The sequence below is a fragment of the Gramella jeungdoensis genome (assembly GCF_023805255.1).
GTDB lineage: Bacteria > Bacteroidota > Bacteroidia > Flavobacteriales > Flavobacteriaceae > Christiangramia > Christiangramia jeungdoensis.
The window spans coordinates 277,633-299,720 of record NZ_JAMSCK010000005.1 but is presented as its reverse complement, the minus strand read 5'-3'; the positions used below and the strand labels follow the sequence as shown (position 1 = coordinate 299,720).

Here is a 22,088-nt window from a genome sequence, read left to right as displayed (position 1 = left end):
CTGTTAACATTTGGTTAAACACTTTAATGTCTAAATGTTAAAATATTACTTTTGACCGCATGAATAAGAAGCTTTTTGTCCTTCTCGTTGCCCTGATGAGTTTGTCCCTAATCGGTATTATTTTCGTTCAGGGATATTGGATTAAAAGCACTATAGATGACCGGGAGCAGCAGTTCTCTTATGATGCGAAACAGGTTTTATTAAATGTGTCGGAAGAGATCCAGAACAGGGAGTTTGAGAAATATTATTTTCAGTTCAAGAATCCTGACAGTTCTAACAGCAAACTTAGTGACAGAACCTTAACCGAATATTTTTATTCCCGGCGGGACGAGAATAGAAATGAGACCTATTTTAATTCTGAGACCATACTCGAGGAAGATTATAAGGTAACCTCGGGGTTTTTACAATTTGCTCAGGACAGTATTCAGTTCACTAAAATGATAAATAAAAGGGTGACCGATATTGTTAACAATAATCAGCTGGACGGGGAAAATTTAAGTGCAAGGCAGCGAATTGAGCATATAGAACGTATTTCCAGGATGGAAGAGGTGGAAAAGGATATTCTGCGTTCTGCCATTTCTGAACTTGTGAACAGATTACCCGTGCATAAGCGTGTATCTGAAGAGACCATTGAAGAGTTACTGGAAGAGCAACTGGTAGAAAGAGATCTGAAGACCGATTTCGAATACGGGGTTTACAATAATTCCATAGCGACCAATCTGCATTCAGATAATTTTAGCCTTAATCACCCTGCAACCTATGCCGTACCCTTATTTATGGATAGTGTAGGGAGCAGTGGTTACCAATTATTGGTTAACTTTACTAATAAGAAAGAAGCGGTATTGTCTTCAGTGATCCTGATGGCCTGCCTCTCTATCATATTTACTTTGATCATCGTGATCGCGTATTCAAGTGCCCTTTCACAATTGATCAAACAAAGACAGATATCACAGATTAAGACAGACTTTATTAATAATATGACCCACGAGTTCAAGACTCCTATTGCAACTATCAATCTTGCTTTAGACGCGATCAAGAATCCGAAGATCGCGGACGATCAGTCTAAGGTGTCAAGGTATTTGCAAATGATCAAGGATGAGAACAGGAGAATGCACGCACAGGTAGAGAACGTGCTGCGTATCTCTAAACTGGAAAAAAACGAACTTGACCTTAAAAAGGAAAGATACCAGTTACACGATATAATTCTTGATGCTGTAAATCATGTTGAACTTATAGTTGACGATCGTGGTGGATATATTCAGACGCATTTTGGAGCTTTGCGCTCTTCGATCCTCGCTAATCAGGATCATTTCACCAATGTGATCGTGAATATCCTTGATAATGCCATTAAATATTCTGAAGATGCTCCCAGGATAGATATTTATACGGCGAACGTTAAGAATTATATTTACTGTGAGATCAGGGACCAGGGTGTTGGAATGACCAAACTGGTTCAGAAAAAAATATTTGAAAAATTCTATCGCGAACACACTGGCGATATCCATAATGTTAAAGGCCACGGCCTTGGTCTTGCCTATGCAAGGCAGATCGTGGAAGATCATCATGGAACCATCACCGTGAACAGCGAGAAAGGAAAAGGAAGTACCTTTATTATTAAACTACCACTAATATCTTAAATACATGGAAACTGAAAACAAAAAAATTCTGTTAGTAGAGGACGATCCAAACTTCGGAACGGTTCTTAAAGATTACCTCGCGATGAACGATTACGAGGTTACCCACGCCAAAAATGGAATGGAAGGATTTGAAAAATTCAAAAAGGACGATTTTGATCTTTGCATCCTGGACGTGATGATGCCGTACAAGGACGGCTTTACCCTTGCAAAGGAAATTAGAGACAAGAATGAAGAAATACCTATTATCTTCCTTACCGCCAAGGCGATGAAAGAAGATGTATTGAAAGGCTATAAGGTTGGGGCAGACGATTACCTTAACAAGCCTTTTGACAGCGAGGTGCTTCTTATGAAGATAAAGGCTATCATGCAGCGCAAAGCGACCGATAGTGTTGCCGATAGCAAGCAATTTGAATTCGAGATTGGTGATTTCCACCTGAACTCAAAACTGAGATTCCTTACCTTCAAGGATGAGGAACCACAAAAACTTTCTCCAAAAGAGAACGAACTATTAAGATTACTGGCATTGCACGAGAACGATCTTATGCCAAGGGAGCTTGCACTTACCAAGATCTGGAGAGATGATAACTATTTCACCTCCAGAAGTATGGATGTATACATTGCCAAGCTTAGAAAATATCTGAAAAAAGATGAGAATGTGGAGATACTGAATATCCACGGAGAAGGTTTCAGACTTGTTGTAAAGAACAAGGAAGAGACCGAAGCTTAAGGTTTTTTTCAGTTTCCGGGAGAAATACTGCATCATGGGACAGAACATGATGCAGTATGACTTTCGCTATATGTTTTTCAACAGGTGAAAATCCCGGTAATTTTTCTTTCCGGTCTGTTAAAGACCAAATATTCTAATCTTAGCATAATTTTAAGAACGGTTTTCCTACAATACTTATCTTTATGGCGTTCACCAAATAAGCCCAGACTTGATAAGTGCAGCCGATATATGTTATTCTAAGGGCTTTCCGCTAGGGAAGGCTTGCACTTTCTTTTTACTTTTTTTTGTTTTTTTTATAGAGGGTTTTGGGCAGGATCCATCGACTGAAATTCCTTCATTCACTCATCTTGATTCTAGATTTATAGATGGAGCGGATGCTGATGACACTTCCGGAATGGTGCTGGCAGTGGATACTGATTCGGAGGGCAATGTCTATATTCTAACATTTGGAAAAGGAGTATTTAAATACAATTATGAAACTGGGAGTTATGAAAAAATAATAAATGATCAATTAGGTGATCCCGGTCAGTTGAATGCCCCTTTAGATCTTGCATTAGACAGTAATGATGTCATTTATATAGCGGACAGTGGCTCCAAACTAATAAAGAAATTTGACACTTCAGGAGCTTCTCTAGGAGCTATTGGAGTAGGAACTGGGGGAGATGGAAGAGATGAGTTCTGGCAACCTACAGGACTTGAATTTGATCGCAATGATAATCTATACATTGTAGATGCATATAGAGGAGATAACGCTGCAGTAACTGAAAGATATTTCCTTAAAATATATTATGCCGATGGTAATTTTAGAAGTTGGCAGGGGACAGGTAGTCATCCTTTAAACAATCCTTATCGCGTAGCGGCAAACGATGATTATATTTTTATTGGCCATGCTGAAAATAATGGTGAAACCTTGGTTTTTAATAAGCAATTGGAATATGTCAAAACGCTGGATAACATAGGCTCTACAGGAAGTATTTTTATAGATAATTTCGATTTTGTTTATGTGGTTGATTATGCTGATCGAATAGAGCTGAATCAGGTTTTTGAGTTGGTAAATGGAAATCTAGGCTTTTTTGAAATTTTGGGATTGTATAATGAAATTAGTGCTGGTATTGCGGCTGGGGATTTTAAAATACAGGTTTATAATTCAAGTTTGAATTGGGTTAAAACTATTAATGATGCTCCGGTTAATTCAAAGCCTGATGATATTCAGTTTCCAGTAGATATTGCTTTGGATGATTGTGATAAAATGTATCTGAATGATGGAGAATTAGATGGTCTTGCGATTAATTTCAACCTTGAGATTTATGAAAGGTCTCCCAGTAATGACATTGTATCTCCTATTGCCCAATGTGTTGGAGATTTTGAATTACAATTAGTGGATGGTTCAGCATCAATCAGCGTAGATGATATAAATAATGGTTCGACCGATAACTGTGGGATAGCAGATATCACCCTTTCTCAATCCAGTTTTACAGATGCTGATGTAGGTGAAAATACTGTGACTATGACAGTGACAGATAATGCGGGAAATCAGGATACCTGTACTGTACAGGTAACTGTTACGGGAGAAGAAGTTTCGAATCAGGCTCCAATCGCTACAGCAGATTCCTATTCGACAGATTTTGAGACCACCTTGACGGTCAGTGCTGCAAATGGGGTGTTATCAAATGACACTGATCCAGACGGAGATGCGCTTACTGCCCAGTTACAAACTGATGTCTCAAACGGTAGCCTAAACTTAGATGGGGATGGCTCATTTACGTATACTCCTAATACCGGTTTTAGTGGGGAGGATACCTTCATTTATATTGCGAATGACGGAGAGTTAGATTCCAACGAAGTCACTGTCACCATTACTGTAAACCCAGAACCAAACCAGGCTCCAACCGCTACAGCAGATTCCTATTCGACAGATTTTGAGACCACCTTGACGGTCAGTGCTGCAAACGGGGTGTTATCAAATGACACTGATCCAGACGGAGATGCTCTTATCGCCCAGTTACAAACGGATGTCTCCAACGGAACCCTAAATTTAAATGAGGATGGATCGTTTACGTATACACCGGATACAGGTTTTAGCGGTGAGGACACCTTCACTTATATTGCGAATGACGGAGAGTTAGATTCCAACGAAGTAACTGTCACCATTACTGTAAACCCAGAACCAAACCAGGCTCCAACCGCCGTGGCAGATTCTTATGCAACAGGTTTTGAAACCACGCTGACGGTCAGTGCTGCTAACGGGGTGTTATCAAATGACACTGATCCAGACGGAGATGCGCTTACCGCCCAGTTACAAACCGATGTCTCAAACGGTAGCCTAAACTTAGATGGGGATGGCTCATTTACGTATACTCCTAATGCCGGTTTTAGTGGTGATGACGCTTTCACTTATATAGTGAATGACGGAGAGTTAAATTCCAACGAAGTAACTGTCACCATTACTGTAAACCCAGAACCAAACCAGGCTCCAACCGCCGTGGCAGATTCTTATGCAACAGGTTTTGAAACCACGTTGACGGTCAGTGCTGCTAACGGGGTGTTATCAAATGACACTGATCCAGACGGAGATGCTCTTACCGCTCAGTTACAAACCGATGTCTCAAACGGTAGCCTAAACTTAGATGGGGATGGCTCGTTTACGTATACTCCAGATACCGGTTTTAGTGGTGAAGATTCCTTTACTTATCTGGCAACCGATGGAGAATTAAGTTCAAATGTTGCAACAGTTACAATTAATGTAAGTGCTACCTTATCTCTTAATTGCCCCGGGGACTACGAAGTATTTGCCGATGAGAATTGCCAGTATTTTGTTCCCGATTTTTCAGAGATCGTTGAGGTCTCACCAGAAGGAGCAACCATCGAGCAGTCCATGCCACCCGGCAGTACGACCATCACAAATGCCGATCCCTTTATCACTATCACGGCAAGCTATGAAGGCCAAACCGAAAGTTGCGATATCTACCTGCTTTTAAAAGATGAAATTGAGCCTGCGATAACTTGTATTTCTGATCAGACTGTCACGGTTAACGAAGGTGAAACCTATACCTTACCCGATTACAGGTCTCAGCTGCAGGTAAGTGATAATTGCGAGAATTATCAGGTGGTTCAGGATCCTGCGCCACGGACGGAAATCACCGAAGATACCGAGGTATCATTTACGGTGACAGATCAGGCGGGGAATATGAATACTTGTGGTTTTCAGCTTAATCTGATAACCGAGGGATCATTGTCTATTGCCTGCCCTTCAGATAAGACTGAATCTCTGGACGACGGCTGTTCTTTTGAGGTCCCGGATTATACAGGGGAGGCCCAGGTGACAAATGGAGGCGGGGCAGAAGTTAGTCAGGAGCCTGCTCCGGGTACTGTTGTGACGGGTTCAGAATTTGAGGTATTCCTGAGGGTAGAACAGAATGGCGAATCTGATGAATGCAGTTTTCTTGTGACCCTGGAAGATACGATCGCGCCAGAGGCATTATGCGTAAGTGATTATGAGATCATTCTGAATGAGGGAGATACAGTGAATCTTGATCCCTTACGAATAGATAACGGATCATCAGATAATTGTGGGGATATAAGCCTGAGTCTGGATAAAACAGAATTTACTTCAGCCGATGAAGGAGCCAATACCGTGATGCTTACGGTTACCGATCTGTCTGGAAATGTTTCAAGCTGTGAGACCACCGTCCAGGTGACCGTCTCTAACATTGATGTTAACCAGCCACCGGTGGCCTATGATGAGGAATATACCACCGAGATGAATACAATGCTTAGCGTTTCGGCTTCCAATGGGGTCCTGGTAAACGATACCGATCCTGAAAATGACGAGCTTACCGCGATCCTGGATACCGATGTTGAAAATGGAACGCTTCAGCTAAATGCTGATGGTTCATTCACTTATACACCAGATACAGGTTTTGTTGGGCAGGACTACTTCACTTATGTGGCTAATGACGGTGAGTACGATTCGAATACTATTTTTGTTTCTATCAATGTGGTGGATAGCAGCGGGGAGTTCGGCTGTACCTCTCAGGTTGTTCTGGGACTTGGACCAGAAGGAGAAGCTAGTCTGGATATAGGGCTGCTTTATCATGGAAATGCGGAAGGTATTGAATTAAGTGCCGATCAGCTTTTATTTGACTGTAATGATATTGGCGAAAATACAGTGACGCTTACTTATACCGGAAGGTTGGAAGGAAGCTGTGAGATCCCGGTTATGGTAGTAGACGATACTCCGCCGGTTCTGCAGCTCAGGGATATAAGTATAGATCTTAACCTGCAGGGGGTTGCGACAATCAGTTTTGAGGATATCAATAATGGGTCTTATGATGAATGTGATGGTGATGTGATCTATACACTGAGCAAGATGATCTTTAGCTGTAAGGATCTGGGAGAGAATATCATCCAGGTAACCGCCGAGGATGAAAGCGGAAATACCGCAACCGCTTCAACTATAGTACGGGTCTTCGCCGAACAGGAGATCTGCTCCGATCCATTACCGGGTTCTGAATACATATTCATCTATCCCAATCCAAATTCCGGTAGTTTTAAGATTGCAACTCCGGGAGATGTCAGCATACAACGTGTCGAGATTTTTGATAAAAGGGGTAGGTTTATAATGGCGAAGAATTTTGAGAGCACCGATTCTGAATATGCAATGGATCTGGGACCATTACAGGAAGCAGTATATGTTTTAAAGCTGGAGACCAATGAAGGTGTCTATGTTAAGAGGATGATCTTTAAGAGGGATTAGTCCTACTTAGGAACTCATCTCGTTTTCCAGGTAAGTAAAGATCTTTTCCCGGTCTTCATCATACTCGAACCATTTTATATCCGGATCCTTTCTAAACCAGGTAAGCTGTCTTTTGGCAAAGCGCCGTGTATTCTTTTTAATTTCTGAGATAGCCGTTTCCAGATCAATTTCTCCCTCAAAATATCGAAAAAGCTCTTTATAGCCTACAGTGTTCAGAGCATTTAGCTCACTTTTAGGATAAAGTCTCTTAGCTTCTTCTACGAGCCCGTTCTCTATCATCATATCCACCCTTTTATTGATCCTGTCGTAGATCAACTCTCTCTCTGTAGTAAGGCCTATGCTTATCGTTTTGAAATCGCGGTCAGGCTTTTCCTTATGGAGAAATGAAGAATAGTTTTTTCCGGTCCCAATACATATTTCCAGTGCTCTTATCAGGCGGTGAGGATTTTGTACATCAATATTCTTATAGTGTTCAGGATCCAGGATGAAAAGTTTCTGTTGCAACCAGTCTATCCCGTCTTCCTCGAGATGTTTGTTGAGGTTCTCTCTTATTTCGGGATCTACTTCGGGAAAGTCATCCAGACCTTCGGTGACGGCTTTAATATAAAGTCCGCTCCCGCCTACCATCACAGCAGCCTTGTGCTTAGTGAATAGTTCTTTCAGCTTATCGATGGCCTCTCTTTCAAAATCGCCCACCGAATATTTATCTTCTATGGAAATATGCTGAATAAAATGATGGGGAGCAGCCTCCAGTTCGTCAGCCTCGGGCACAGCGGTACCGATCTTCATCTCCTTAAAGAACTGCCTGGAATCGGCTGAAATTATCTCGGTATCAAAATGATTTGCCACTGCAATTGCCAGAGAGGTTTTCCCGATTGCGGTAGGGCCAATTATGTTGATAAGGAAATTATTCATTCAGTTTGAATCCGCAGTTATGGCAGTATTCAGCATTGTCTAAATGCCTTCCTTCGTTGCAATTAGGGCAAACCTGTGTATTAGTGATTGGCTTGGTGGCTTTACTGAATTCTGCACTTACGATCCCGGTGGGTACTGCAATGATCCCGTAACCGGTGATCATTATAATAGAGGCAATAAGTCGCCCTAAAGGAGTTATCGGTGCGATATCTCCAAAACCTACCGTGGTAAGAGTCACTATACACCAGTAAATGCTCAGTGGAATATTGTCGAAGCCGGAGCCTCTTCCTTCAACCAGATGCATAAGGGTACCGGCAATGATACATATTATAAGAACTGCAAAAAGAAAAACTAGGATCTTTGCCTTACTGTTTCTCAGAGCCAGCATTAGTCTGCGGGATTCCCCAATATAACGGGTGATCTTCAGAACCCGGAATATTCTAAGAAGTCTTAGGGCTCTTATTGCGAAAAGCAGGTTGGTTCCTCCAAATATAAAACCTATATAGCTGGGGAGTGTAGATAGAAGATCTACGATCCCGTAAAAGCTAAAGATGTACCGTTTAGGTTTGTTAATGGCGATTATCCTCAAAATATATTCGATGGTAAAAATGGCGGTGATAATCCACTCGGCAATGTAGAATTGCCACGCATACTCATATAGCAGAGAACTTACACTTTCCATCATTACAAGAGCAACACTAATAATAATGACGATAAGTATAGCGATATCAAAAAACTTACCCGCAGGAGTATCTGCTTCATAGATTACCTCATGAAGTTTAAATTTCCAGTGGGGGATGGGTTTCTTTTCTTTTTTCAAATTTTTGTATTTGTGCTAAGCCAAATTTAACTATTTTCTCTGAGTACTATCAAAGACTGGGTTTGTACTTGAATTATCTCATCAAAAAACTTCTTTAAACCTTCATAATAGGCTGAAGGATATACCGCTTCCCCAAAACTAAGCCGGCACTGAATATTAAGTGTGCTCTCAGATATTTTTCTGGCAGCAAAAATAAGTGAGCCCAGACCGTCAGACATCCTTAAAGCCTTGTCTTTAGGAAGCTCCTCTATCTCATAATTCTCGGGGATTTCAACAATAGCTGAATATAAATACGCATCTTTATATCCAAAATCTATTGGATAATTTCTTTCCTCGAGTTTAAAAGGATTCTCTGTAAAGAACTGAAAGTTAAAAGGATTGAAATAAATACGATCGTTTATTTTTTGAGTCTTATTTTCTAGAGAGTATCTAATCAATAATTTTTCGTTCAGATTATCCCTGTTTTTCAAAACTGTTTCAATTGCCCTTGTATGAGCATTAGGTTTAGAAAACTTATTGAAGATTTCATCCTCTGAAGTTTCTTCCATATTGTTCCTTAATGTCAGGGCATGGTAACCTGTCAATATCTGCTCAGAAAAGCCATTAGAGGTTCCATCCTTTCTTATCTTGAGAGAATCCCTGAATGTTATTTGGGAAAAATCTTTAGGAATGATGTCTATCCAGGAACTTCCATTTTCAAAATCTATTTTTCTTGCATATTGATTAAGAGCTCTGAATGGTAACCTCCCAAAATCAAGGTTTTTCTCTGTAGCATCCAGTAGATATTCTTCATTTTCCAGTTCCAGCTGAATAAAGATATAGTTAAAGTCACTCAGAACGGGGTGTATTTTAGCCGGAAAACCTCTTCTTCTTGTAGATGCCATAACCGGAAATACCTTAAAACCTTCAGCATCATACAAGTTGTGCAGAAGAGTATTGATAGCCAAAACATTTCCTGTATGATCTTTAATCAATTCCTTAAGGTTCATGTCCTTATGAATATTGTATTCCCCATTCCAGGTGTAATTTTTCTGGACATAAGAATATATTGCCTTAGCCTTATCTAGATTATTTGGAAGTGCTCTTATTTCTTCTGGCAAAAGTTCATCAACCAGTCCATCCCTTCTTAGCTGGCGACCTATACCTTTACTCGTTCTTAATTCGTGGTCCACATCATCCCAGGTCTTGGTGAACTTTTTTACATAACCATCAAGATGGGTTATCTGTATGAGTTCAAATTCAATACGGCTCATAAAATTCCGTTCTGCCGTGAGATAGTCCTCAGCTTTAAATGCCGGAATCTTTTCCATTTCATAAACGGTCTCTATACAATCTGCTATACTTGAATTGCCGCCAAAATCGATACATTGTTTTGCTACCCGTGAATCGGCTTTTTTAAGTTCAAGTTCACCTCTTTTAGTAACATAATATTCGTAATTGGCAGGGATCTTAGCAGTAAATCTTGAGAATTCTTTCGGGATATATTCCTGAAATCGCCATGTGTTAAAATCGAAAAGATAGGGGGAAACAAGCTCATAGGAGTACACAAGTACAGCTCCGGGTTTGGCATCGGGAAATGTAAACTTAATAAGATCGTGAGTTTCGAATTCTTCTTTGTAAACATTAGCCTGGTTCAAGGTATGCTTAACTTTTTTACCATTTTCCCATGTGTAGGTATATGCTTTGAGATCATAGATTTTTTCCGAGGAATGGTCAGTTTTAACTAAGGGTATCTCAATGTTAGCGTACTTTAGTCCCTCCTTGTTCAGTATTTTGATCTTGGCCTTGTATTCTGTTGAAAGATCGTAATCCCTTTTTACTGATATCTGGCTAAAACCTTCCTCAAAAATATAAAAGGCATTCGCAGTAGTGTCTCTTTGATATGTAGTAGCTTTTAGATCGGTTTCTGAAGGAATGGTATTTAGGGTGTTGAATTTCTGATCCTGGGCTATCAGGTTTGTAGCGAGAATGAATGCTACAAAAAAGAAAAATTTATTCATGAACTGAAAGTTGGATGATCTTAAAATTATGCTTTTTGCGCAAAAAGCTTTGAATAATATGTTTGGCGTCCCGGTTATTATTCATGGGAGTAATAATGGACCTTATGATATCCAGGTTGTTTATCTGGTGATTTAAATTAAAATATCCAACACCCTTAAATTCTCCGTCTTCAATAAGCAAAGCACTCTTTTCGTCAACCTCACGACCTTTTCCTATTAACAACATGTTCTGGTTCTCATAAGAATGCTGATCAATAAGCTGCATCACTCTTTCATTATAATCTTCAGGGCTTTCTTCTTCAACACAGGCTCCAAAACAGCTCTTTATGGTATAACCAAAGCAATTTCCGTTGCCATTATGAAGTCCGGCAAGGCGTTCACAGAGTTCGTATTCTTCCACCCACCTGGTAACTGAGTTTTTGGCAGATCTAAGGCTGCTGAAGGTGGTGATATTCTTTTTATTCTTACTGGCTCTTCCTATTTTAAGGTTCACGTAGCCATTTTCATCGGTAAACTGATAGAGGGCATGGCTGAAAATATCTCTTTTGAGGGCCCTGTTGTACTGGGGTTTTATTTCCTTTATCTCCTGGTTCTCCTTAAGTAAAGCGATAAGTTCGTTACCTGTAAGTTCATAGGAAACCGAAACCACTTTTCGCTGCATTTCCTTGGACTTAGGATTGTCGTTGGTAAAATGCTGGTTCACTCTTTTCTTGATATTCCGAGATTTCCCCACATAAATGATCTCACCATTCTCATCATGGAAGTAATAAACTCCGGTAAGTGCCGGTAATTCCTCCAGTATGTATACCAGCTTGGTATCCATCATTCGTTTTGGTTCCTTGCGGATATGTTCTTTCAGGATGCCTTTTTCCACATCTTTGGCAAGAAGCATCTTAAAGAGTTTGATGGTAGCCTGGGCATCTCCAGCGGCACGGTGACGGTCGCTTAGCGGAATACCCAATGATCTAACCAGCTTTCCTAAGCTGTAGGAGGGAAGACCCGGGATAAGTTTTTTTGAAAGTTCTACGGTACACAGGCTTTTCCTTTCAAACTCAAAACCAAGCCTGCGGAATTCAGTTCTCAGGATCCTGTAATCGAATTTGGCGTTATGGGCCACGATGATGCAATCCTGGGTGATCTCAACGATACGTTTCGCCACCTCGTAGAACTTGGGTGCATTGCGGAGCATTTCGTTATTGATCCCCGTTAGGTTAACAACAAAAGGCTGTATAGGCTGCTCAGGATTCACCAGGCTTATAAACTGATCGGTTACCTGATGTCCATCAAACTTATAAATTGCAATTTCGGTGATTCCTTCTTCATTGTATTTACCACCCGTCGTCTCTATGTCTAAAATCGCGTACAAATACTTCTCCCTTAATTAATTATAATTTCGCGCGCCAAATATACTACTTCCTATTCTAACCATGGTAGACCCGCAATCTACTGCGATTTTATAATCACCGCTCATCCCCATTGAAAGCTCTTCAAGTTCCGGGTAATCCATTTTCAATTCTTCGAAAACCGACTTGAGATACTGAAATTCTGAACGTACCTGGTCTTCATCATCGGTAAATGTGGCCATTCCCATAAGGCCGATGATCTTAACATTTTCCATCTTTCCATAGGCTTCTGAAGCAAGAATTTCCCTGGCTTCTTCATCAGAAATCCCAAATTTTGAATCTTCTTCAGCAATCTTTATCTGAAGTAAACAGCTTATGACGCGGTCGTTCTGTTTCGCTCTTTTATTGATCTCTTTCAGAAGTTTAAGGCTGTCTACAGCATGGATAAGGGAAACGAATGGCGCCATATATTTCACCTTGTTCCTTTGCACGTGTCCAACCATGTGCCACTGAATATCTTCAGGAAGTTCTTCCCACTTATCGGTCATTTCCTGGATCTTGTTCTCTCCAAAGATTCGCTGACCGGCGCGATAAGCTTCAAGAATATCTTCGTTGGGTTTGGTTTTGGAAATAGCTACGAGCTTCACGTTGTCGGGAAGCTCGCTTATATATTGTTTAATATTTTCAGAAATGTCCATCCTTTATTCTTTAAGATCAGGATTTTATAAAAATTGTAGGGTCTGTGGTAGAATTCGCAGTGAGTGCTGTTCAGAACTCATATATCGTAAGACCGCTGCGTAATTTAGGTTCAATATAAGTACTTTTTGGCGGCATAGTCAAATTTTCATCTGCAATTTGTTTAATTTCTTCAATTCCAGCAGGAAGCATGCCAAATCCAACAGCAAATTCACCACTATCTACACGGGTCTTAAGCTCTATGAGATCATTGCGGCCATGTATATATGCGATACGCTTATCATTTCTAAGGTCCTCGATCCCCAGTACAGGTTTCAGGATCTTTTCATAGAGGATATATGAATCCAGCTGACTCAATGAGTCGGTGAACTCATAGTACGTCTTTCGCAGGTAAAGGGAATAGAATTCCCCGTCCAGGTACATATTGAAATGATGTTTTTTGGATGGTTTGTAGGTCTCTTTCCCACGATCTTCTATTCTGAACCATTCATCCAGCTGGATAAGGAACTCTTCTTTTGTGTGGCCGTTGAGATCCTTTATGAGTCGGCTGAATTCATAGATCCGCAGATTGCTTTCTGAAATGAGATAGCTCATAAAGAAATTATATGATTCTTCCCCGGTGTGGTTTGGATTGTTCTCACGACTTTCCTTTGCCAGCAGGTATGAAGAGGCACTACGATGATGCCCATCTGCGATATAGATCTTTTCCAGTTTGCAGAATTCGGCCTTTATCTTTTCGATATTTTCCGGCTTATCTATAAGCCATAAGGAATGCAATTCTTTATTATAGGTGGCGAACTCATACTCGGGCCTGGTCTTCATTCTTTCTTTCAGCAGCTCATCTATCACGGGATTATCTGGATAGGTAAGAAGCACCGGCTCGGTATTAAAACCAACCACTTTCAGGTAGTCCTTAAAGAGTTCTTCCCTATGGGCTATAGTATCTTCATGCCGCTTAATTACATTATTCTCGTAGTCTTCCACGCTGGCAGCGGCAATGATACCACAACAGGAACCCTCCCTGCTTTTGATCTGATAGATGTAATAACACGGGGCCTCATCCTGGATAAATGTATGTTCTTCCTTGAATTCCAGATAGCGGTTTCTTACCATTCCGAAGCGTTTTCCACCTCCTATCTCATGCTGAAATTTATAACCGGGATTAATAATATGTAAAAATGAATAAGGGTTATATTCCAGTTGAGCTCTAAGCTCCTCTTCACTGTAATCTTCATAAGAGCGCGAAGCCACCAGCCCCGCATATGGAGGAGCCGGTCTCACTGCTTTGAATGGAAGGATCTTTGTCAACTTATTCTGAATTTGGTTGGAGTATTAACAGGAGATTTATCGGTCGTCCAATGTGACTCCCTCGAAATGACCCGGTAAATGTCATTTCGACCGAAGGGAGAAATCTCAATTTTCAATACTAATATCTCTATACTCACTTCTACTTGCTAAACTGAGAAGAAACCTTTTCGGCTTTTTTGCTTTCAGAATAGTCATAGAATCCTTCGCCGGATTTCACACCAATTTTCCCCGCTGTAACCATATTGGTAAGTAAAGGACAGGGAGCATATTTTGGATCCTTGAATCCGTCATACATCACTTCAAGTATTGAATGACAAACATCAAGTCCTATAAAGTCAGCCAATTGTAGCGGTCCCATCGGATGGGCCATTCCCAGTTTCATCACCGTATCTATTTCATAAACTCCCGCCACCCCATTGTAAAGTGTTTCAATGGCCTCGTTGATCATTGGCATCAGGATTCTGTTGGCCACAAAGCCCGGATAATCATTTACCTCTACCGGTACTTTATTCAGTTTTTCAGAAAGTTCCATAATGGTTTTGGTCACTTCGTCACTGGTATTATAACCACGGATGATCTCAACGAGTTTCATCACCGGTACTGGATTCATAAAGTGCATACCGATGACACGCTCAGGATTTGAAACAACCGAAGCGATCTGGGTGATGGAAATAGAGGAGGTATTTGTAGCCAGAATTGTATCTTCTGAAGTATGCTGGTCAAGATGCCTGAAGATCTTTAATTTAAGCTCGGTATTTTCGGTAGCCGCTTCAACCACCACGCTTGCATATTCAACTCCTTCTGAAATATCGGTATAGGTTGTTATATTTTCGAGAGTGTTGTTTTTTTCTTCTTCCGTGATCTTTTCCTTGGCCACCATTCTGTCAAGGTTTTTGGATATGGTATCCATTCCCTTTTTCAGGCTTTCATCAGAAATATCGATCAACTGAACTTTATAGCCGTACTGGGCGAAGGTATGAGCGATCCCGTTACCCATGGTTCCGGCTCCTATTACTGCAACGTTTTTCATATTTTAATTTTTGCCACGAATGCACTAATCTTTTCATAGTCATCATCCGTGATTTGTGAGTATTTAGTTATATAGTTGTATTCAATCATTCGTGTATTAGTTGCTTTTAACCATTAACAACTGAAATTTTATAAATTAAAACCTGCAATTACCTGGTTTGCCACTTTCAAAGCTTTGGCTCCCTGCTGCATGGTGACTACCGGTTCTTTATCATTATTAATGGCATCTGCAAAACTTTCAAGTTCGTCAAGAATTGCATTATTAAGAGATACTTCAGGATTGTCAAAATAGATTTGCTTTTTCACACCTTCGGCATTCTGAAGTATCATGGCAAAATCATCAGGTTTTTTAGGAGCATCCTTCATCTTCACCACTTCACATTTCTTCTCCAGAAAGTCTACAGAGATATAAGCATCCTTCTGAAAAAATCTTGATTTTCTCATGTTTTTCATAGAGATACGGCTAGCGGTTAGATTGGCCACACAGCCATTCTCAAATTCAATCCGGGCATTGGCTATATCAGGAGTATCACTAATTACAGCCACTCCACTGGCATTGATCTTTTTCACATCAGATTTTACCACACTTAGAACGGCATCAATATCATGGATCATAAGATCGAGAACTACGGGAACATCAGTCCCACGCGGATTAAATTCCGCTAAGCGGTGAGCCTCAATGAACATTGGATTCTCTATTCTATCAGATACCGCCTGAAAAGCAGGGTTGAATCGTTCCACATGACCAACCTGGCCTTTTACCTTATGTTTACTGGCCAGTTCAATCAGCTCTTCTGCTTCTTCGAATGTATTGGTGATTGGTTTTTCTATAAACAGGTGCTTTCCTGCAGAGATCACTTTTTTTGCGACCTCAAAATGGGAAAGCGTAGGAGTGACCACATCTATCATATCGCATTCTGCAATAAGTTCGTCCAGGTTTTCGAACATTTTATAACCGAATTCTGAATTTACTTTTTCGGCATTTTCCTTGTTGGCATCATAAAATCCGATCAATTCATATTCTTCGGATTGTTTTAAAAGTTTCAGATGGATCTTTCCAAGATGGCCGGCGCCCAGGACTCCTGCTTTCAGCATATTTTTGCATTTTTCACAAAAATAGCATTTTGATATTAAATACTTTATAAAATAAGGCCAAATCCCGGCGGCTAATTGCTTGGGATAAATCAGCTTCTTTGCCTAATTTTATAGCCTGATTAAAGCATAACCGAGTTGAAAGATACCTACAGACATCAGGGCAAGAGACAGCAATTGGTAAAGACCGTAAAAAAGAAGGGGATTGCCGATGAAAAGGTGCTCGCGGCCATTGGAAAGATCCCGCGTCATCTGTTTATGGATAGTAGTTTTGAAGATCATGCCTACCAGGATAAAGCATTTCCCATCGCTGCTGATCAAACCATTTCTCAGCCATATACTGTTGCATTCCAGACCGAACTTCTTGAGGTGAAGAAAGGTGATAAAGTACTGGAAATAGGGACGGGTAGTGGATATCAAACCGCAGTACTATGTGAACTCGGCGCAAAGGTATACAGTATAGAGCGCCAACGAGAGTTATATAAAAAGACCAAGAGTTTTCTATCAAAAATAGGCTACAGGCCCAAGTATCTTAGTTTTGGAGATGGGTATAAAGGCCTTCCTGATTATGCTCCTTTTGATAAGATAATAGTTACCGCCGGTGCTCCGGAGGTTCCGAAAGACCTGCTTGGGCAACTAAAAGTAGGGGGCAGGATGGTGATCCCGGTGGGGACCGATGTTCAAACCATGAATTTATTCATCAGAAAATCTCCCAAGGAATTTGATAAAAAGGAATTTGGTGCATTCAGGTTTGTACCTTTGCTTGAAGACAAGAATTAATTGGATTGCTGGATCCTTGGATTGTTGGATAATTGTTCATTATCAATTAATAAAAAAAGCCCCGCAAAACGAGGCCAATTTTATTTAGTATAAAAATTCTATTTATTTTCCAGTAGTATCGGCTGCCTTATCTACCACCAGTCGGGCATCTCGGTTCGCGATCTCCCATGCGGTTAGAAAAACCAGTTTAGCTCTTTTGGCTAAAACATCATATTCAATCTTATCTGGTGTGTCGGTAGGTTTATGGTAATCGGCATGAGTACCATTGAAATAGAAGATGATCGGGATATTGTTTTTGGCAAAATTATAGTGGTCACTTCGGTAATAAAAACGATTTGGATCGTTTTCGTCGTTGTAAGTGTAATCCAGATCAAGATTAATATATCTCGCATTCACAGCTTCACTTAACTGGTGAAGGTCTGTACTTAGTTTATCGCTTCCAATAAGGTAAACATAATTATCATTTCCTGCATGCTGAGGGTCAATACGGCCTATCATATCGATGTTCAGGTTGGCAACAGTATTTTCTAGAGGGAAGATAGGCTCGTCTGTATAGAACTTTGAACCTACAAGGCCTTTTTCCTCTCCGGTAACGTTAAGGAAAAGGATGGATCTCTTTGGAGTATAGCCATCCTTACTTGCTTCCACAAAAGCTTCTGCTATCTCAAGGATCCCCACTGTTCCCGAACCATCATCATCGGCACCGTTATAGATATTTCCGTTATCGTCTATCCCTACATGGTCATAATGAGAAGAGATTACAAGCACCTCTTCAGGTTTTTCAGAACCTTTTAGGTAAGCCACCACATTTTCGGTAGGCTTTACATTTCCTCGTTTAAAGTAGCTCGTTGGAACTTCCTGGAAATAGTCGTCACCTCCAATTGGGGAGACAAGCTCAAGTTCCTTATATTCCTTTTTAAGATATTCAGCGGCTTTTTTCTGTCCCGGTTCTCCTGTTTCGCGACCTTCAAATTCATCACTCGCAAAAGTGTACAAATGTTCTTTTAGTTCAGCTGCAGTGATGGTATTTGCATAATCCATAGGATCGGCATTCTCTACCTTTTTATTCTGTGCACTACATGCAGTAAGGATGGCCGGGATGGCCAATACCAGTATTTTTTTCATTTTAAGTTTAAATTTTAAAGATAATGCCGGGCAATATAGCAGATTTAAGCTAAAAAAGCAGGAACTCAACGCTTAAAAATCCTATAAAAATGTATTTAATCGGCCAGAGCTTTTTCTATGGCTGCCTGTACCAGAGGCTCCATTACCTCATAGCCTTTTTCATTAGGATGAACCCCATCTTCTGAATAGTCTTTATCCAGGCCAAACTTATAATTCGCCATTGGGCTGAAGAAGTCTACATAGATAAAGCCATGTTTTTCGGCAAAATTCTCTATCCAGGAATTGAGTGTATCCACTTTTATAACCGGTTCAATCTCTGGTCTCCAGGGGTATTCACACACCGGAAGTACAGAACACAGGATCACTTTTATTTTTTTCTGCTCAGCAAGCAGAGCCATGGCTTTGATATTATCGGTGACCATTTTGACTGAAGAAAAACCGGTATTCCCGGCAATGTCGTTTGTGCCCGCCAGGATCACCACCGCTTTGGGATTCAGGTCCAGCACGTCGGGAGTGAAGCGAATAAGCATTTGCGGAGTGGTTTGTCCGCCAATACCTCTTCCCAGATAGTTATTATTATGGAAAAAATCCGGATGCATCTTGGCCCATCCTTCGGTAATTGAATTGCCAATAAAGACTACATCGGGACAATTGAAACTTTTCAGAATCTCCTGGTTTTCTTTCTGATAGTATTTTAGTTGGGCCCAGTCTTGTTCCATTAATTTTTGAAAATCTGGTTGCTGAGCGTTTAAAGAAAGGAAAATTAAAAGAAAGCAGGTGCAGGAAAGCAGGAATTTTATCATGAGATGTAGATCTGGGTTTATTGTCAGAATAAATTTGGAATGATAAAAATATCAAAAAAGCTGATATAGAAGGTGCTAAGAAAAAGAGGTAAAAAAGTTTAGGGTTTAGTTGTTGTAAATTAGAAAAGCTTATTATATTTGCATCCGCTAAGCAGGAACGGCATAAGTGTTCTGCGACTTACTGGAGGAATGGCAGAGTGGTCGAATGCGGCAGTCTTGAAAACTGTTGAGGGTCACACCTCCGGGGGTTCGAATCCCTCTTCCTCCGCAAAAAGCCCCGTTATCGCAATGATGACGGGGCTTTGTTTTTGGATTATCTATGTACCTCGCATACCAAAAAGATTTATGCCATTTATTTTTGAGTTACTTATTTTTCTTTCAACAGGTTGGTACTCAAATGATTTAATATTAATCCCTACTTCAATTAATTATAAAAAAATCAGATAGTTTTTGAATTAATTAACAATATTAGTATCATTGTTTATGCGGCTTCTGGATATTTTTATTTTTTTAGCAATTACTATCCTTGCCGTAGCCAATTTTTTTGTTTTTGCTGAACTGAGCATCATAGATACCCGTTGGGTCAGGCTATTTGGGACTATCCTATTCGCGGTAGCTGCCCTTTTCCTTAGAGTATATAGAAATATCTTCTTTATATTAATCTTTTCTTTATTGATTTTTAGTGATTTAGCCCTATTAAATTACGAAATTACAGAGTTTAAGATCTTCCAATTTTTATTTCGTGGATTAGCATATTTGTTAATAGGGATTGAAGCTAAAAAGTCGATCAAGAAATATGACTTTTCCACTTTTCAGATTATCATTCTATCCTTTGTTTTTATAATAAATCTCTTTCTTCTGTATATGGTTGCAGAAACTTTTCATAAAGAATTAAATGACTCTTTGGTTTCTGCTCTTTTCTATTTTCAGGGAATCAATGCTATTATCATGTTATTGTTAGGAGCTATTTATTTAAGTGATAATGGTTCCTTTAAATCTACAGCCTTTTTTTTGATGGCCTGTGGTTTTATTTTAACAGATCTCGCTGCCTTTGCCGCCTATCATTTGCAGTTCATAGAAATTTTCGTGATAGACCGAATCTTTTATCTAATGGCCTTAGGCGGACTTTTAAAATATATTTCCCTTAAAGATGAGCTTGAATTTTGAAGATGAAGATTCAGGCAAAGCCGTTAAGTAAAATCTAGATAAAATAGTATTAATTATTAAGAATGATGTCAAATCTTTCCTTAAGGCCTATAATGCCATCGACTCCCGGAAATATTTCCAGGCCTCCTGGCTTCCCTGGATATGATAAACATTTCCTTTTCTGAATAATAAACTCAAGCCTCCTATGCCCGCTCCGGCGGCACCACCCAATAATGCTCCCATTGCAGCGGCTTCTGCTTCGGTTGTTGGGTAAAACAAGGCATCAGGGTCGGCATCCTGTGCTCCTATAATTCCTCCAATGATAACACCTGCCAGGGCTGGGACTAGCACACTTGTGGCTGCAGAATGGTTTGTCTTGATATGATTAATTTTATCCATTGGGATTTCTGAATATCCTTTCCCACGTTTTAAGCTCAATGTATTATCGCTGATATTTACGATCTTACCTTTTGCAATTTTCTTCCCGTTAGCATCAAACACCCTTACAAAAGTATCTTTATACCTTAGCGTTGATTCAGTTTGTTGGGCAAAAAGCTGCGATGTAAAAATAATACCGAGTATAAATATTAGCGTTTTCATACTGATTGGTTTTAAGTGTAAAACAATGAAATGTAGTAAGATTTAGGGGAATTACACCTGGTAGGGAAGAGTGAGTACTAAAGTTAAGAAAAATAATGCATTTCCACATTAACCGGTGATTGCTTTTTGTCGATAGTTAAAAAAGAATTCTGCAACATTCTGCCTTCTTCTTTTTTTGTGAAAAAAACCATTGGTACCACTCTTTACCGATTTATTAAATGAGTAAATCTGGTATAAAGGATTTTAGAAATTATAAATAAAAGGCTGGTATGAATGAGGAAAGTGTTCTAATCAAATGTTTTCAGGGACTTATAGAAGAAAATATTAATTAAGGAATTAGTCACAAAAAGCCCCACATTTTAGTGGCTTTTTGATTCTTCAATTTCCTAAATATATTGTTCCCTTGAATTTACAAGAACCGGGTTTTTATAAAAAGGGCAAACTAAAGCTTTCTAACCCAGATATTCCTGAATTGAACCGGAGTACCATGATCCTGAAGAGCAATTACATCCTTGCCATGAGCTTCTGGGTAGTTATGCAATCCAATATATAAGGTAAGCCCATGAATTGTAGCATTGTTTTGTACAACCACGCCGTTATGCAGCACTGTAATCCTGGCTGGAGTGTCCAGGTCTCCATTCTTTTTAAATCGGGGAGCCGTATAGATTACGTCATAGGTATTCCATCTGTCTGGAGAGCGCATGGCATTCACTAGCGGCGGTTGATCTTTATAGATACTGGCCGCCTGCCCGTTAGAGTACGTGCGATTATTATATGAATCCAAAATCTGAAGTTCATAACGATTCTGGAAGAAAAGTCCGCTATTTCCCCGGCCCTGGCCAGAATTCTCAATCTCATCTGGGGCGCTCCATTCTATGTGCATTTGTACATCCCCAAATTCCATCTTTGTTTGTATCCCTCCGGTTCCCGGTATTACTTCAAAATATCCGTCTTTTATCTTCCACGGTGATGGTTGGGTAGTGTCTTTCTGACTTACCCAGTGGTCAAGATCTTTTCCGTCAAAAAGGACGATAGCATCTGAAGGAGCCTCACCAGGCTTATCACCTGGCTTTATCACCTCTACCTGTGGCTCCCATATCTCGGTCATTTCCGGTTTCATTGGCATGGGAGATTTTTCGGGTGGGGTGGTAGGATAGTCTTTTTGAGCCATCGTGGCTGTAGATACTAAAAGTAAGCCTGTAATAAGGCACAAAAGCGGGCTTTTCATGATATTCGATTTTATTATTTCAATTCTTCTAAAATAAGCTTTGTAAGCATAGCATCAAAAATGGTTTTAGGTTTCCGCCTAAC

At 40.1% G+C, this 22,088-nt stretch carries 17 protein-coding genes and 1 tRNA gene; 6 read left to right on the top strand and 12 right to left on the bottom strand.

Annotated features, from left to right (window positions below; genetic code table 11):
- Positions 1–59 precede the first annotated feature (59 nt).
- The 3 genes from NE848_RS14700 (at position 60) to NE848_RS14690 (ending at position 7,120) form a co-directional block, all read left to right on the top strand.
- A complete protein-coding gene (locus NE848_RS14700; RefSeq protein WP_252114977.1) occupies positions 60–1,637 on the top strand; it encodes a sensor histidine kinase in 1,578 nt (525 codons plus the stop codon).
- A gap of 4 nt (positions 1,638–1,641) precedes the next feature.
- A complete protein-coding gene (locus NE848_RS14695; protein WP_252114975.1) occupies positions 1,642–2,364 on the top strand; it encodes a response regulator transcription factor in 723 nt (240 codons plus the stop codon).
- Positions 2,365–2,572: 208 nt separating this feature from the next.
- Entirely contained in the window at positions 2,573–7,120 is a 4,548-nt protein-coding gene (locus tag NE848_RS14690) for an Ig-like domain-containing protein (RefSeq protein WP_252114973.1), read from the top strand.
- Between the two features lie 6 nt (positions 7,121–7,126).
- Here NE848_RS14690 and miaA read toward each other — a convergent pair whose 3' ends face one another.
- From miaA to NE848_RS14650, 8 genes are all read right to left on the bottom strand, one after another.
- Complete coding sequence (gene miaA / locus NE848_RS14685; RefSeq protein ID WP_252114971.1) at positions 7,127–8,035, bottom strand: tRNA (adenosine(37)-N6)-dimethylallyltransferase MiaA; 909 nt, start codon at positions 8,033–8,035, stop codon at positions 7,127–7,129.
- Complete coding sequence (locus NE848_RS14680; protein WP_252114969.1) at positions 8,028–8,855, bottom strand: ion transporter; 828 nt, start codon at positions 8,853–8,855, stop codon at positions 8,028–8,030. Before NE848_RS14680 ends, miaA begins: the two co-directional genes overlap by 8 nt.
- A 26-nt stretch (positions 8,856–8,881) precedes the next feature.
- Positions 8,882–10,855: a DUF3857 domain-containing protein gene (locus tag NE848_RS14675; RefSeq protein WP_252114967.1), complete on the bottom strand. Its 1,974-nt coding sequence runs from the start codon at positions 10,853–10,855 to the stop codon at positions 8,882–8,884.
- The gene (locus NE848_RS14670) at positions 10,848–12,221 is read right to left on the bottom strand and encodes an exonuclease domain-containing protein (protein ID WP_252114965.1); all 1,374 of its coding nucleotides are present in this window, start codon (positions 12,219–12,221) and stop codon (positions 10,848–10,850) included. Before NE848_RS14670 ends, NE848_RS14675 begins: the two co-directional genes overlap by 8 nt.
- 15 nt (positions 12,222–12,236) lie before the next feature.
- A complete protein-coding gene (locus NE848_RS14665; RefSeq protein ID WP_252114963.1) occupies positions 12,237–12,896 on the bottom strand; it encodes a YggS family pyridoxal phosphate-dependent enzyme in 660 nt (219 codons plus the stop codon).
- Between the two features lie 70 nt (positions 12,897–12,966).
- Positions 12,967–14,202: a DUF1015 domain-containing protein gene (locus tag NE848_RS14660; protein ID WP_252114961.1), complete on the bottom strand. Its 1,236-nt coding sequence runs from the start codon at positions 14,200–14,202 to the stop codon at positions 12,967–12,969.
- Between the two features lie 139 nt (positions 14,203–14,341).
- Positions 14,342–15,232, bottom strand: coding sequence for a 3-hydroxyacyl-CoA dehydrogenase family protein (locus tag NE848_RS14655; RefSeq protein WP_252114959.1), 891 nt, complete (start codon positions 15,230–15,232; stop codon positions 14,342–14,344).
- Between the two features lie 128 nt (positions 15,233–15,360).
- A complete protein-coding gene (locus NE848_RS14650) occupies positions 15,361–16,326 on the bottom strand; it encodes a Gfo/Idh/MocA family oxidoreductase (RefSeq protein ID WP_252114957.1) in 966 nt (321 codons plus the stop codon).
- Positions 16,327–16,461: 135 nt separating this feature from the next.
- Between NE848_RS14650 and NE848_RS14645 the strand changes: the two genes are divergently transcribed.
- Complete coding sequence (locus tag NE848_RS14645; RefSeq protein ID WP_252114955.1) at positions 16,462–17,103, top strand: protein-L-isoaspartate(D-aspartate) O-methyltransferase; 642 nt, start codon at positions 16,462–16,464, stop codon at positions 17,101–17,103.
- 102 nt (positions 17,104–17,205) lie between these two features.
- Here NE848_RS14645 and NE848_RS14640 read toward each other — a convergent pair whose 3' ends face one another.
- The gene (locus NE848_RS14640) at positions 17,206–18,228 is read right to left on the bottom strand and encodes a M28 family peptidase (protein ID WP_252114953.1); all 1,023 of its coding nucleotides are present in this window, start codon (positions 18,226–18,228) and stop codon (positions 17,206–17,208) included.
- Positions 18,229–18,323: 95 nt separating this feature from the next.
- Positions 18,324–18,947, bottom strand: a complete 624-nt coding sequence (locus NE848_RS14635; RefSeq protein WP_252114952.1) for an SGNH/GDSL hydrolase family protein — start codon at positions 18,945–18,947, stop codon at positions 18,324–18,326.
- 267 nt (positions 18,948–19,214) lie between these two features.
- Between NE848_RS14635 and NE848_RS14630 the strand changes: the two genes are divergently transcribed.
- Positions 19,215–19,299 (top strand) — tRNA-Ser (locus NE848_RS14630).
- Positions 19,300–19,895: 596 nt separating this feature from the next.
- Positions 19,896–20,198, top strand: a complete 303-nt coding sequence (locus tag NE848_RS14625; RefSeq protein ID WP_252114950.1) for a hypothetical protein — start codon at positions 19,896–19,898, stop codon at positions 20,196–20,198.
- Positions 20,199–20,285: 87 nt separating this feature from the next.
- Here NE848_RS14625 and NE848_RS14620 read toward each other — a convergent pair whose 3' ends face one another.
- Positions 20,286–20,777 carry a hypothetical protein gene (locus NE848_RS14620; RefSeq protein WP_252114948.1) on the bottom strand — a complete coding sequence of 164 codons (492 nt, stop codon included), beginning with the start codon at positions 20,775–20,777 and terminating at the stop codon, positions 20,286–20,288.
- 442 nt (positions 20,778–21,219) lie between these two features.
- Positions 21,220–22,005 (bottom strand): 3-keto-disaccharide hydrolase, encoded by a 786-nt coding sequence (locus NE848_RS14615; RefSeq protein WP_252114946.1) that lies wholly within the window; start codon positions 22,003–22,005, stop codon positions 21,220–21,222.
- Positions 22,006–22,088 lie beyond the last annotated feature (83 nt).

What these genes read in the sequence shown, in the direction of transcription:
- NE848_RS14635 (WP_252114952.1), bottom strand. Translation starts at nt 18,947, where the DNA reads ATGGAACAAGACTGGGCCCAACTAAAATACTATCAGAAAGAAAACCAG.
- NE848_RS14640 (WP_252114953.1), bottom strand. Translation starts at nt 18,228, where the DNA reads ATGAAAAAAATACTGGTATTGGCCATCCCGGCCATCCTTACTGCATGT.
- NE848_RS14665 (WP_252114963.1), bottom strand. Translation starts at nt 12,896, where the DNA reads ATGGACATTTCTGAAAATATTAAACAATATATAAGCGAGCTTCCCGAC.
- NE848_RS14655 (WP_252114959.1), bottom strand. Translation starts at nt 15,232, where the DNA reads ATGAAAAACGTTGCAGTAATAGGAGCCGGAACCATGGGTAACGGGATC.
- NE848_RS14675 (WP_252114967.1), bottom strand. Translation starts at nt 10,855, where the DNA reads ATGAATAAATTTTTCTTTTTTGTAGCATTCATTCTCGCTACAAACCTG.
- NE848_RS14650 (WP_252114957.1), bottom strand. Translation starts at nt 16,326, where the DNA reads ATGCTGAAAGCAGGAGTCCTGGGCGCCGGCCATCTTGGAAAGATCCAT.
- NE848_RS14695 (WP_252114975.1), top strand. Translation starts at nt 1,642, where the DNA reads ATGGAAACTGAAAACAAAAAAATTCTGTTAGTAGAGGACGATCCAAAC.
- NE848_RS14615 (WP_252114946.1), bottom strand. Translation starts at nt 22,005, where the DNA reads ATGAAAAGCCCGCTTTTGTGCCTTATTACAGGCTTACTTTTAGTATCT.
- NE848_RS14700 (WP_252114977.1), top strand. Translation starts at nt 60, where the DNA reads ATGAATAAGAAGCTTTTTGTCCTTCTCGTTGCCCTGATGAGTTTGTCC.
- NE848_RS14625 (WP_252114950.1), top strand. Translation starts at nt 19,896, where the DNA reads ATGGTTGCAGAAACTTTTCATAAAGAATTAAATGACTCTTTGGTTTCT.
- miaA (WP_252114971.1), bottom strand. Translation starts at nt 8,035, where the DNA reads ATGAATAATTTCCTTATCAACATAATTGGCCCTACCGCAATCGGGAAA.
- NE848_RS14620 (WP_252114948.1), bottom strand. Translation starts at nt 20,777, where the DNA reads ATGAAAACGCTAATATTTATACTCGGTATTATTTTTACATCGCAGCTT.